A 12267-nucleotide genomic window follows, 5' to 3' on the forward strand; every position below is an offset into this window, starting at 1 on the left:
TGTCCTGGCCACGTCCTGTCCTGTCCTGTCCACGCCGGGGGCCCATCGCGGATTCGGGCGCCACCGCCGCCGTACGGGATCGTTTCCCGTACGGCGGCGCCCCCCGCTACTGTCGAAACCGTGTAAGGAGCCTCCCCATGCAGGACATCGCCGAGCAGTTGCGGGCCTGGCACGCGTCCGGGCGCTCCTTCGCCGTGGCCACCGTGGTCGGCGTCTCCGGCAGCGCTCCGCGCGACCCCGGGGCGGCGCTGGCCGTGGACGCGGACGGCGAGGCGGTCGGCAGCGTCTCCGGCGGGTGCGTCGAGGGCGCGGTGTACGAGCTGTGTCAGGCCGCGATCGCGAGCGGCGAGCCGGCACTGGAGCGCTTCGGATACAGCGACGAGGACGCCTTCGCGGTCGGCCTGACCTGCGGCGGAGCCCTGGACGTGTTCGTCCAGCCGGTGGTGCCCGGCACCGACGCCGGACTGGACGCCGGGATCGCGCACATCGCGGACGGCACGCCGGTGGCGCTCACCCGGGTGATCGCCGGGCCCGGCGCGCTGGTCGGGGCCGCGCTGGCGGTCACCGCCGACGGCGTCGCCGGCGCGCTCTCCCCCGCGCCGTCCACGGTCGGCGGACTGGAGCGGGCCGTCGTCGCGCAGGCCCGGGCGATGCTGGAGGCCGGGCGCACCGGCCGGCTCGTGCTCGGCCTGGACGGACGCCCCTGCGACGAGCACGGGCAGGGCACCGTCACCTGCTTCGTCGAGTCGTACGTGCCCGCACCCCGGATGCTGGTGTTCGGGGCGATCGACTTCGCGGCCGCGGTGGTGCGGATCGGCAGGTTCCTGGGCTACCGCGTGACCGTCTGCGACGCCCGGCCGGTCTTCGCCACCGCCCGCCGCTTCCTCGAGGCCGACGAGGTGGTGGTCGACTGGCCGCACCGCTACCTGGACTCCCAGCTCGACCGGATGGACGGCCGCACCGTGCTGTGCGTGCTCACCCACGACGCCAAGTTCGACATCCCGCTGCTGGAGCGCGCCCTGCGGCTGCCGGTCGGCTACGTCGGCGCGATGGGCTCGCGCCGCACCCACCGGGAGCGCGAGGCGCGGCTGCGCGAGGCGGGGCTCACCGAGGCCGAACTGGCCCGGCTGCGCTCCCCGATCGGCCTGGACCTCGGCTCGCGCACCCCGGAGGAGACGGCGGTCTCGGTCGCGGCCGAGATCATCGCCCACCGGCGTGGCGGCGGCTGCCTCCCGCTGAGCGCCTCGGACGGGCCGATCCACCACGACGTGTCGCGAACGGAGACGGAGAGTGACGCGGCGGGCGGCCCAACTCCCCGTCCCCACGCGGCCTGAGCGGGATCGGGCTCCCGCGCCGCTCACGTTGCGTGGCCACCGGGGCCGGGGGAGGCTGGAGTCGCGGACTCACCCCGAGCCCGGGGAAGGAGCAGGGATCATGCGTGCCCTGCTGGAGGTCGAACTCGACACCGCGACCTCGAACAAGCTCATCACCGATGGAACGATCAACGAGGCGATCCAGCAGACCCTCGCCCAACTCAAGCCGGAGGCGGCCTACTTCCTCAGCCGCAACGGGCACCGAGGCATGATCCTCGTCGTCGACGTGGCGGACGAGGCCTCGATACCGTCCCTCGCGGAGCCGTTCTGGCTACAGCTCAACGCCACCGTCGACATCCACCTCTGCATGAACGCCGACGAACTGGTGGAGGGGCTGAAGCGGCTCGACCACTGAGGCAGCTGCCGGCAGCCCTGCCGGATCGCGCCTCCCGGGCGTTCAGGCCCGCTCGTCTCAGTCGCCCAGTGCCAGCTTCACGCCGAAGCCCACCACGACCGCGCCGGTCACCCGGTCCATCAGCCGCCGGGCGGCCGGCCGGCGCAGCCACCCGCGCAGCACCTGGGCGAAACCCACCAGGACCGTCGACCAGAGCAGGCCCTCCACGACGTGGACGCAGGTCAGCGCCACACCGGCGGCGAAGTGCGGGGCGGAGGCCGGGATGAACTGCGGCAGCACGGCCACGTAGAAGACCCCGACCTTGGGGTTCAGCAGGTTGGTGAGCGTGCCCCGCCGCCAGCCGTGCGCGAAGCCGCCGTCCTCCGGCTCCTCCTCGACCGCCGCCTTGCCACCCCGGTCGCGGAGCATCCCGATGCCCATCCACACCAGGTAGGCCGCGCCCGCCCAGCGCAGGATCTCGTACGCCGTCTGCGAGGCGGTCAGCAGTGCCGTCACCCCGGCCGAGGTCAGCGTCCCCCAGAGCAGCGTCCCGGTCTGGATTCCCAGCACGACCCCCCACGCCTGCCGCCGGTGCCCCAGCGCCGACGTCCGCAGGACCAGCGCGGTGTCGAGTCCGGGGGTGAGCGTGAGCAGCCCCACGACGAGGGCGAAGGACCACAGGGCCGTTGTCATCTCCATGGGCCTCGATGCTCTCACAGCCCCTGAGCGCCCTCGCCGGCCGGCCGCCCGGCAACCGGACGGGCGGCGGCCCGCCCCGGGTCAGTCGGCCGAACCGGGAGGGACGACCCACTCGGTCGGCTGGCCGGTGACGGCGGCGATCATGTCGTAGTCACCGTCGTAGTGCAGCACGGTGGCGCCGTGCCGCTCAGCGGTGGCCGCGATGACGAGGTCCGGGACCGACAGCGCCCGCCAAGTGCCGGAGGCGGTCAGGAGTGCTTGCACCTCGATGGCCCGGTCCCACACCTCGTCGGGTGTGGACAGCCAGTTGAAGCCGCTGAGGCCTTCCCGAATCTGAAGGGCGTCGGCCTTGGACCGGGCACTGTGCATGATTTCCAGCTCGACGGCGCCACAGAGCGCAAGTCGCCCCTCATTGAACAGCCGCTTGACCACGGCCCGGACCGTCGGCTTGGCATAGCGCGCGAAGGCCGACTTGTCGATCAGAAAGCGCTCACTCACCCTTTTCCACCGGCCCGGTGAGATCGGGCAACCCGCCCTCGGCAAGCCAGTCGAGGAACTCCCGGCCCTTCCGGCGCTTCACCGCATCCTCAAGGGCAGCGTTGACGGTGGCGACCTTGGTCGTCGTGCCGAAGATCTCGGCGGCCTCGGCCAGCAGTTCGTCGTTGACGTCTATCACGGTACGGGCCATGGTCGGCCTCCCAAGCGGAGCGGGCCTGCGATATCAAGTTCGAGAGTACTTGATATCGCGGGCCCGCATGGCCCGATCAGGCGGTGTTCACCGGTCAGGTGATGTTGAGGCGGGCGGCGAGGCGGAGGAGGCCGGGGCTGAGACGGGAGAGGAAACGGGCGACCTTGGCCTCGGGGGTGACGGGGACGACGGACCTGCCGGTGCGGACGGCGGTGAGGATGGCGGCGGCGACCTTCTCCGGCGGGAAGCCGCGGCGGGCGTAGAGCCTGGCGGCGCGGGCCTGCTTGGCGGCCTGCTCGGTGGCGCTGGTCGCGGAGAAGGTGGAGGTGCGGGTGATGTTGGTGTTGACGATGCCGGGGCAGATGGTGGAGACGCCGATGCCGTGGCCGGTGAACTCGGCGCGCAGGCAGTCGGAGAGCATGAACACCGCGGCCTTGCTGGTGGCGTAGGCGGTGAGCGCCTTGGAGGGCAGGTAGGCCGCGGCGGAGGAGACGTTGACGATGTGGCCGCCCTGGCCGCGGTCGGCCATCAGGGTGCCGAAGGCGCGGCAGCCGTGGATCACGCCCCAGAGGTTGACGTCCAGGACCCGCTGCCACTCCTTCTCGGTGGTCTGGAGGAAGGTCCCGGAGTGGCCGATGCCCGCGTTGTTGACCATCACGTCGGGCACCCCGTGCTCGGCGGCGACGGTCTGCGCGAAGGCGTCCACGGCGGCCCCGTCCGAGACGTCCACCCGGTAGGCGTGGGCCTTCGGGCCGATCAGCGAGGCAAGTTCGGCGGTGCGCTCGGCGGCCGCGAGGTCGAGGTCGCAGACCACCACCCGGGCGCCGTCCTCGGCGAAGGCGAGCGCGGTGGCCCGGCCGATGCCGCTGCCGCCACCGGTGACCACGACCAGCCGGCCGTCGTCCTCGGCCGGGCGTGCCCGCCCCTCGTCGACGCGGGCGGTGAACTCGCGGACCAGACCGGCCACGGTGGCTCCCTTCTCCAGCAGCGCCGACCAGTGGCCGGCGTGCAGCGTCCTGCGGGTCAGCTCGGGCACCCAGCGCTCCAGCCCCTCGGAGAGGTAGGTGCCGACGTACCTGTCCCGGGTGAGGGTGATCAGCTGGACCGGCACCTCGGTCGGCCGCTCGCGCGGACTGCCCAGGGTGGGGCGGAAGTTGGCCCGGTACAGCTCGATGCCGCGGACCGCGTCGCGGCGCAGGGTGGGCTGCGGGTGGTCGGCGCGCGGGGTGACGTGCTCCAGGTCGCGCAGCACCCGCGGCCAGGCCCGGGCGAGGCCGAGGCGCCAGATGCCGGGGGCGAGGTAGGGCAGGTGGAAGGCGGTGATGTACCAGGAGTGCAGGCCCTGGTGCAGCAGCTGCCCCAGGTGGCGCGGGGTGGGACGGCGCAGCCGGTGGCGCAGCCAGTGGCCCATGTGGTCCAGGCTGGGGCCGGACAGGGTGGTGTACGAGGCGATCCGGTGCTCGGCGCCGGGTGCGGTGACGGCCTCCCAGGACTGGATCGAGCCCCAGTCGTGGGCGAGCAGGTGCACCGGGCGGTCCGGGCTGACGGCGTCGGCGACGGCGAACAGGTCCTCGGCGAGCCGCTCCAGGAGGTAGCCGGACCGGTCGGCGGGAGCGCCGGACTCGCCGGCGCCGCGCACGTCGTAGCGGACCACGTGGTGGTCGCGGGCGAGGTCGGCGGCGATGTCGTCCCAGACGGCGTGGGTGTCGGGGTAGCCGTGCACGAGGAGGACGGTGGGGGCGGCCGGGTCGCCCTGTTCGAAGACGGCGAGCGGGAGGCCGCCGGAGCGGACGGTCCTGCGGCGGACCGGGGGCGCCGTCGGGATCGCCTTCGAGAGCGCCTTCGAGAGCGCGGGTGAAGGCGTGGTCGAGGGCGTTGCCGAGGGCCTCGTCGGGGGCGTCGGCGGGGGCGTCGGTGCGGGCGTCATCGGGTGGCCTCCAGGGTGGTCGGCTCGTCGGCGGTCCGCTCGGCGGCGGTCGGCTCGACGACAGTCTGCTCGCTGGTGGTGGTCCAGCGGCGGACGTGCGGCAGGTCGTCGTCGAGCCAGTGGGCGTCGTCGTCGGTGACCACCAGCAGTTCCTCGAACTTGATGCCCACGCCCCGGAACGCGATGTGCGGCTCGACCGCCCACAGGCCGGGGGTGGGCGCGTGCCGGGACGAGCGGCCGTCCGCCCAGAGCGGCGAACGGCCGTGCAGCCGCTCGGAGATGAGTTCGCGGCCGAGGGTCTGGAGGGTGCGCACGCCGAAGCCGAACACGTTCACCCCGGCCGGGCCGCGCGCCGTGTTGCGGGTGACCTGATGACCGATCACCCGGCCCGGGTAGACCTGGTGGCGGTTGTCGTAGCCGTGCGCGGCGAGCTGGGCGTCCACCGCCGCGTACACCTCGGCGAGCGGCTTGCGGGCCCGCACCTCGTCGAGGATCAGCTCGCGGTAGACCTTCAGGTCGGCGGCCAGGCGGTCCCAGACCCGGTTCTCGCCGACCTTGCCGCCGTATCCGATGTCGGCGGTGTAGCCGTCCACCACGGGCGCGCAGTCCAGCACGTACGGCATGCCCTCCTCCAGCCGGCGGTTGCCGGCGAAGAACTGGAGCGGGGTGTGGAAGTGCCGGAACGCCGTCCGGTCGCCGAACCAGGCGAAGGGGACGTGGAAGAAGTCCTGCACCCCGGCGGCGACCAGGCGGCGGCGCAGCTCGGCGGTGGCCTGCCGCTCGGTGACACCGGGTTCGATCCAGGCGGCGACCTGTTCGGCACAGTGGTAGGCAAGTTGCTGGGTCCCGCGGAAGCGGGCGAGGTCGCGCTCGGTGTAGCGGAAGGCGGGCATCGCTTTCGCCATGGAGGGCTCCTTACTGGACGTCGAGCACGAGGGTCTCGCCCTCGGCGGCCCGGGAGACGCAGGGCAGCAGGGCGCCGGCGGCGCGCTGTTCGGAGGTGAGGCGGCGGTCCCTGTGGTCGGGCGAGCCGGCCAGCACGCGGACCTCGCAGGTGCCGCAGAAACCCTGGTGGCAGGAGTACGGGAGGTCGGGGCGGGCCTCGCGCAGCACGTCCAGGGCGGAGCGGTCGGCGGGGACGTCGAGGACAGGTCCTTCCGCGCCCAGGCGTACGGTGAACGGCTCGCCGCCGGTCACGGGCGCGGCGCCGAAGCGCTCGAAGTGCAGGGAGGCGGCCGGGGACCCGTCCAGGGCGCGCTGCACGGCGGTGAGCATCGGGGCCGGACCGCAGCAGTAGACGGCGGCGCCGCGCGGGGCGTGGGCGAGCAGTTCGGCGCCGGTGGGGACGCCGCCGTGCTCGTCGTCGGTGCGCAGCACGACCCGGCGCGGATCGAGGGCGCGCAGCTCGTCCGTGTACGGGAGGGTGTCGGCGCTGCGGCCGACGTGCACCAGGCGCCAGTCCAGGCCGTGCCGCTGTGCCTCGCGGGCCATCGGCAGCAGCGGGGTGATGCCGATGCCGCCGGCCAGCAGGAGGACGGCGGGCTCGGCGCAGAAGGCGAAGCCGTTGCGCGGGCGGCGGGCGGTGATCCGGGTGCCGGGGTGCAGGACGTCGTGGACCTCGACGGACCCGCCGCCGCCCTCGGGCAGCCGCCGGACGGCGATGCGGTAGGCGGTGCCCTCGGCCGGGTCGCCGCTGAGGGAGTAGTGGCGTTCGCGCCCCGAGGGCAGGGCGAGGCGCAGGTGGGCGCCGGGCTGCCAGCCGGGCAGCGGGCCGCCGGAGGGGTCGGTGAGCCGCAACTCGACGACGTCGTCGGCCAGTCGGCGGCGTTCGGCGACGACCAGCTGGAGCGGCGGGGTGGGGCGGCTGAGCGGGCGGCGGGGGTTGCGGCGCAGCAGCGGGCCGCCGAGGGCCGGGGAGTAGCGGTCGCCGAAGACGGTGAGCCGGCGCATGAAACCGTCGGCTCGGGGTCGGCCGTAGAGGTCGGGGGGCGGGGTGCGCAGATCCATCCGGCGGGGTCCTTGGGCATCGGGAGCGGGCGGGGAACGGCTGACGGGCGGCAGGGGTCGGGTGGCGGGGTTCGGGTGGCGGGGTTCAGCGAACAGATTTCAGCGAACAGATTTCAGCAGACAGAGTTCAGCGAACAGATGATGTTTTCTGTTCGCTGAACTCCGTCACACGTCGCCCGTCACCCGCGCCCGGCGGCCGCCCGGGCGGCCGGGGAGGTGGCGAGGTAGCCCAGCGCCTGACTGGACGAGCCCTCCTGGGTCGGGTGGTAGCCCGGCCGCAGGTAGCGCAGCCCGGAGCGGAACGACTTGACCGGGTCCGGCAGCAGTCCGCGCTTCGCGATCCGGCCGGCCTCCCGCCAGCTGGGCCTGAGCCGCCCCTCCAGGGTGGGATCGGCGGCGAGCAGGAAGCGGGCGCCGCGCACCCAGAGGTGGACCAGCAGCGGCCCGGAGATCGCCATCCCGCGCACCCGGCGCAGGTACCCCGGGTCCAGGTGCACCATCAGGTCGTAGGCGACGCTGCGGTGCTCGACCTCCTCCGCGCCGTGCCAGCGCAGCAGGTCCAGCATCGTCGGGTCGGCCTTGGCCCGGTCCAGGCCGGGCGAGTTGAGCGCCCAGTTGCCGAGGAAGGCGGTGAAGTGCTCGATCGCCGCGATGAAGGCGACCCGCTCGATGACGTTCTCCCGCCGCTGGGCGGACGTCAGCCCCGGCTTGTCGCCGAGGACGCGCCGGAACAGCCAGGAGACCTGCCGGACGTACGGCCGCGGGTCGAGCCCCTGGCCGAGCAGGTGGTCGAGGACCTCCTGGTGCGCCTCGGCGTGGATGGCCTCCTGCCCGATGAACCCGAGGACCTCCTCGCGCAGTTGCTCGTCCCGGATGAGCGGCAGCGCCTCCTTGAACACCTTGACGAACCACCGCTCCCCCTCGGGCAGCAGCAGGTGCAGCACGTTGATGACGTGGGTGGCCATGGGCTCGTCCGGGATCCAGTGCAGCGGCAGCCCGGCCCAGTCGAAACGGACGTCCCGCGGCTCCAGGACGAGTCCGTCGTGCACGCGCGCGGCGGGGGCGGCGAGGGCGGGGACGGGGGTGGAACGGGGCATGGCAGGCCCTCCTGACCTGGGGGCGGCGGCTCGACTCAGGGAAACGTACTCGCGGGTAGTCGCGGGGACAAGGGTTTCGGCGAGTCTTATCGACATCGAGTCTAATAAGTGGCGCACCGGCCCCCGCAGGGCGGACTCCGCCGCGGGGCAGGAGTCCGGACGCCGGGAAAGCACGAGGGCCCCGCCGGACGACACGCGTCCGACGGGGCCCTCCGAGACGGGCGGCGATCAGACCGCCATCGCCAGCATCAGCGGCGCCGCCCTGGCCGCCAGCAACTCGGCGGCGGCCTTCAGCTTGTGGACGTCGTCGGCCGGCATCGAGGTGGCCAGGCAGCCGACCGTACTGCCCGCGGTGATCGGCACAGCCGCGCACACCGTGCCCAGCGCGTACTCCTGGATGTCCAGCACCGGCACCGTGGCCGGCTGCCGCTCCAGCCGGTGCATCAGCTGGTCGGCGTCGGTGACGGTGCGGGAGGTGAGCCGGGCGACCGGGTGCCGGGAGAGGTGGTCGCGCCTGGCGTCCGCGTCCAGCTGGCTGAGCAGGCACTTGCCGATCGCGCTGGCGTGCGCGGCGGCCCGGAAGTCCACCCACTCCTGGACGGCCGGCGCGTAGTCGGCGGCCGAGACCGCCTCCACCGACAACTCGCCGTCGTGGTAGCGACTGAAGTACACCGCGGCGCCCAACTCGTCCCGGAGTTCGGCGAGCTTGCGGTTGAGCCTGGCCTTCACCAGCTGCTCGCGGTTGTGCTGCCCGAGCAGGGCGAAGGTGCCGCCCAGCAGCCAACCGCCGTCCTGGCACTGGAGATAGCCCTCGACCTCCAGGATCTCGGCGAGCCGCCGCACGGTCGGCAGCCCGAGCGCGGTCTCCCGGGCGAGGGCCACCAGGGTGGCGCCGTCGGGGTGACGGTCGACCGCCTCCAGCAGTCTGAGGGCGTGCCGGAGGGAGGTGAACGGGCCCGCCGGGCCCTGGTCCGGCGCGGCGTGACGACCCGGGGCTGGTGTCGACATGTCGTCCCCTTCCGATGTCCCCCCACGGAGCGACCGCGGGCACGCACCAGCCTATCGACCCGGCGGCCCGGACGACTGCCGTCCGTACATATCCGTGGACAATCCGTACTGTCCCACCGCCCGACCTGGGGCGTCGGCACGGCCCCTCCCCCACCGTCCGGGGGGAAGGCACCATCCCCAAGCGAGCCCGGCGGCCGTGGAGGTGGCGGGTGCGGGCGGTGGACCGGCCACCAAGGGAGGGTCGGTTCCCGCCGCCCGCCCGCGGCCCGGCGACGGCGACCGCCAGGCGGGCGCCGTGCTCCCCGTCCGTGGCGTGGAAGCGGGCGGGTTCCGCAAGGGGCCGTCGTCGCGTGAGACCCGTGCCGGGAAGCGCGACGGTCCACTGCCGCCGTCAGCCGCCGAGCAGGCTCCGGACCACGGTGGCCGCCGCCGGAGCGGCCGGTGCGGACGGGTCCGCCAGCGGGCGGGCGGCGGTCAGTTCGGCGGCCTCGGCGGCGGTGCGACCGGCCGCGGTGAGGGCCGCGGCGGCCTCGGCGGCCGGGAGGGCGTCGAACCAGCGCAGCGCGAGGGCCGCCAGCCCGGCCTCGGTGAGGCGGCCGGTGAGCCGGAGGCGGGCCAGGCCGCCGTCCGGGTGGACGTCGATGCGCACGTGGGTCACCTGTCGGCCGGCGTCGATCCGGTAGCGGTGCCGGGTGTCGGGCTGGAGCCGGGTGCGGGGCAGGAGTTCGAACCACTCGCCGTCGGCCGGGTCGGCCCCGGCCGAGGCGTCGAAGCCCAGCAGGTCGGCCCAGCCGGGGGCGTTGGCGACGAAGCAGGAGGTGTCCACCTCGACGGCCAGGACCTCACCGCCCCCGGCCAGGGCGATCCGCACCCAGTCGTTGGCCTTGTCGCGCCGGCGCCGGGTCTCCCAGCCGTCGCCCATGACCGAAGCGCGACCGGGAGCGTTCAGGTTGTGCGGGGAGGAGAAGTAGCGGTCGGACGCCGCCTCGGCCACGCCGCCGTACTCCTGGGCGGCCAGGTCGAAGGTGAGGCCGTCCAGGTCGCGCGGGTCGGGCAGCACCTCGCCGTGCACCCGCAGCCGGGCGATGCCGCCGTCCGGGAACATGCCGAGCCGCACGTGGGTGTAGCGGGTGCCGTCCGCGACGGCGAACTCGTGGGCGGTGTCGCCCTTCAGCGGGGTGCGCGGCACGATCGTGGTCCACTCCGCGCCCTGGAGCTCCTCGGGCGAGGGGTGGCCGGGCACGGACGCGGCCTCGACCGAGGCGGACTCCGGGTGGTTGCCGGTGAAGTGGGCGGTGTCCACGATCACGCCGCGGATCACACCGGCGGCGCCGAGCCGGACGATCGCCCAGTCGTGGTCCCCGTCCGCGGGGTGCGGCCGGTCCGCGGAGACGCCGCGGCGGCGCCTGGACTCCCAGCCGTCCATGACCTGGCCCTTGTGGCCGAAGGTGTGCGGGCGGAACTCGGCCGGCCTGGCGACCAGCAGGTTCTCGGCGTCCGCGAAGGTGTCCTCGTTGGTGGCGACGACTCCTGCGCCGAGCAGTCGGGAGGCCAGGTCGACCAGCTCGGTGAAGGAAGCACTCGGGGTGTCGGCGGTGGTCACTGACTCTCCTTCAGACGCGATCGGACGGGGTGGCGGGACGGGAGTGCGGCCGGACGAGCTGCCGGCCGAAGGGACGGGCCGCGAGGTCCACCTCGCGGCCGCGCAGCCAGGTGGTGCGCACCACGCCGGTGAGGGTCCGGCCCGCGTACGGGGTCACCGGGTTGCGGTGGTGCAGCCCGCTCGCCCGGACGGCGAACCCGTCGTCGGGGTCGAAGGCGACCAGGTCCGCGTCGTGCCCGGCGGCGATGGCGCCCTTGGTGCCGGTGAGACCGACCAGGCCGGCCGGTCCCGAGGACATCCAGCGCACCACGTCGGCCAGGACGTGGCCGCGGCGGCGGGCCTCGGTCCAGACCGCCGGCAGGCCCAGCTGGAGCGAGGCGATGCCACCCCAGGCGGCGGCGAAGTCGCCGCTGCCGCCGTACTCGGGCAGCAGCTTCAGGTCGGGGGTGGACGGCGAGTGGTCGGAGACGACGGCGGTGAACTCGCCGTTCGCCAGAGCCTCCCAGAGCCCGTCCCGGTTGGACTCGTCACGGATCGGCGGACAGCACTTGAAGGCGGTGCCGCCGTCCGGCACCTGCTCGGCCGCGAGGGTCAGGTAGTGCGGACAGGTCTCGGCGGTCACCCGTACGCCGTCCTCGCGGGCCTGCCTCAGCAGCGGCAGCACGGCGGCGGAGGAGACGTGCAGGACGTGCACCCGGGCGCCGGTGCGCCGGGCCGTGTCGAGCAGGCGGGTGACGGCCGCGGCCTCCGCGCCGGCGGGCCTGGAGGCCAGGAAGTCCCGGTAGTGGACGCCTGGTTGCTGCGGGGCGGCGGCGAGCACGGACGGGTCCTCGGCGTGGATGATCGCCAGGGCCCCGATCCGGGCCTGCTCGGCCAGCGCGGCCTCCAGGCCGGCGGCCTCGACGTGCGGGAACTCGTCCACTCCGGAGGGGGCGAGGAAGCTCTTGAAGCCGAACACGCCTTGCCGGTACAGCGGTTCGAGGTCCGCGACGTTGCCGGGGACGGCGCCGCCCCAGAACCCGAGGTCGACCCAGGCCTGACGCTCGGCGGCCCTCCGCTTGACCGCCAGGCCGTCCACCGTGGTGGTGGGCGGGACCGAGTTGAGCGGCATGTCGACGATCGTGGTGACGCCGCCGGCGGCGGCGGCCCGGGTGGCGGTGGCGAAGCCCTCCCACTCGGTGCGGCCGGGCTCGTTGACGTGCACGTGGGTGTCGACCAGGCCGGGCATCAGGGCCGTGTCGCCGAGGTCGGCGAGGTCGCCCTCGCCGGCCGTGAGCGAGCCGTGCGGAGCGGTCCCGGCGATCTTCCCGTCCCGGATCAGCACGTCAGCGGGGCGCTCGCCGTCGGGCAGGACCACCCGTCGGGAGCGGATCACCGTCGGCTGGCTGAAAGGCATGGGAGACCTCCGGAACCTGGGAGTCGAGGGCGTTCGGGGGTGCGTCGAGGCTGGTTCGGGGGTGCTGGAATCGCGGGCGGCGCCGAGGGATCGCCGGGAGCCTAGGCCCGCCTTCAACAAAACGTCAATGGATGG

General features: G+C 74.0%; 12 protein-coding genes. 2 read left to right on the top strand and 10 right to left on the bottom strand.

Translation table 11 applies throughout. From position 1 onward, the window contains the following. The first annotated feature begins 137 nt into the window (after positions 1-137). Positions 138-1334, top strand: coding sequence for an XdhC family protein (locus ACIQOW_RS23765; protein ID WP_401088019.1), 1197 nt, complete (start codon positions 138-140; stop codon positions 1332-1334). A 100-nt stretch (positions 1335-1434) separates the two neighbouring features. Further along, on the top strand, positions 1435-1728 hold the full coding sequence (locus tag ACIQOW_RS23770; RefSeq protein ID WP_401088021.1) for a hypothetical protein: 294 nt from the start codon (positions 1435-1437) through the stop codon (positions 1726-1728). A gap of 57 nt (positions 1729-1785) precedes the next feature. On the opposite strand, the gene ACIQOW_RS23775 is transcribed toward ACIQOW_RS23770, so the two are convergent. The 10 genes from ACIQOW_RS23775 to allB form a co-directional block, all read right to left on the bottom strand. After that, positions 1786-2406, bottom strand: a complete 621-nt coding sequence (locus ACIQOW_RS23775; protein ID WP_188300635.1) for a LysE family translocator — start codon at positions 2404-2406, stop codon at positions 1786-1788. 81 nt (positions 2407-2487) lie between these two features. After that, positions 2488-2904 carry a PIN domain nuclease gene (locus tag ACIQOW_RS23780; RefSeq protein ID WP_401088023.1) on the bottom strand — a complete coding sequence of 139 codons (417 nt, stop codon included), beginning with the start codon at positions 2902-2904 and terminating at the stop codon, positions 2488-2490. Then, on the bottom strand, positions 2897-3094 hold the full coding sequence (locus tag ACIQOW_RS23785; protein WP_401088025.1) for a type II toxin-antitoxin system VapB family antitoxin: 198 nt from the start codon (positions 3092-3094) through the stop codon (positions 2897-2899). The genes ACIQOW_RS23780 and ACIQOW_RS23785 overlap by 8 nt, the downstream gene beginning before the upstream one ends. A 94-nt stretch (positions 3095-3188) precedes the next feature. Next, positions 3189-5021, bottom strand: a complete 1833-nt coding sequence (locus tag ACIQOW_RS23790; protein ID WP_401088027.1) for an SDR family oxidoreductase — start codon at positions 5019-5021, stop codon at positions 3189-3191. Next, positions 5018-5926, bottom strand: a complete 909-nt coding sequence (locus ACIQOW_RS23795; protein ID WP_401088028.1) for a M24 family metallopeptidase — start codon at positions 5924-5926, stop codon at positions 5018-5020. Before ACIQOW_RS23795 ends, ACIQOW_RS23790 begins: the two co-directional genes overlap by 4 nt. 10 nt (positions 5927-5936) lie before the next feature. Further along, positions 5937-7028 (bottom strand): PDR/VanB family oxidoreductase, encoded by a 1092-nt coding sequence (locus ACIQOW_RS23800; protein WP_401088030.1) that lies wholly within the window; start codon positions 7026-7028, stop codon positions 5937-5939. A 179-nt stretch (positions 7029-7207) separates the two neighbouring features. Next, complete coding sequence (locus ACIQOW_RS23805) at positions 7208-8125, bottom strand: metal-dependent hydrolase (protein ID WP_401088032.1); 918 nt, start codon at positions 8123-8125, stop codon at positions 7208-7210. A 228-nt stretch (positions 8126-8353) separates the two neighbouring features. Continuing rightward, positions 8354-9133, bottom strand: coding sequence for an IclR family transcriptional regulator (locus ACIQOW_RS23810; RefSeq protein WP_401088034.1), 780 nt, complete (start codon positions 9131-9133; stop codon positions 8354-8356). A 391-nt stretch (positions 9134-9524) separates the two neighbouring features. Further along, the gene (gene alc, locus ACIQOW_RS23815) at positions 9525-10736 is read right to left on the bottom strand and encodes an allantoicase (RefSeq protein ID WP_401088035.1); all 1212 of its coding nucleotides are present in this window, start codon (positions 10734-10736) and stop codon (positions 9525-9527) included. Positions 10737-10746: 10 nt separating this feature from the next. Then, complete coding sequence (allB, locus tag ACIQOW_RS23820) at positions 10747-12132, bottom strand: allantoinase AllB (RefSeq protein WP_401088037.1); 1386 nt, start codon at positions 12130-12132, stop codon at positions 10747-10749. Positions 12133-12267: the final 135 nt, after the last annotated feature.

The sequence above is a fragment of the Kitasatospora sp. NPDC091335 genome (assembly GCF_044757205.1).
GTDB lineage: Bacteria > Actinomycetota > Actinomycetes > Streptomycetales > Streptomycetaceae > Kitasatospora.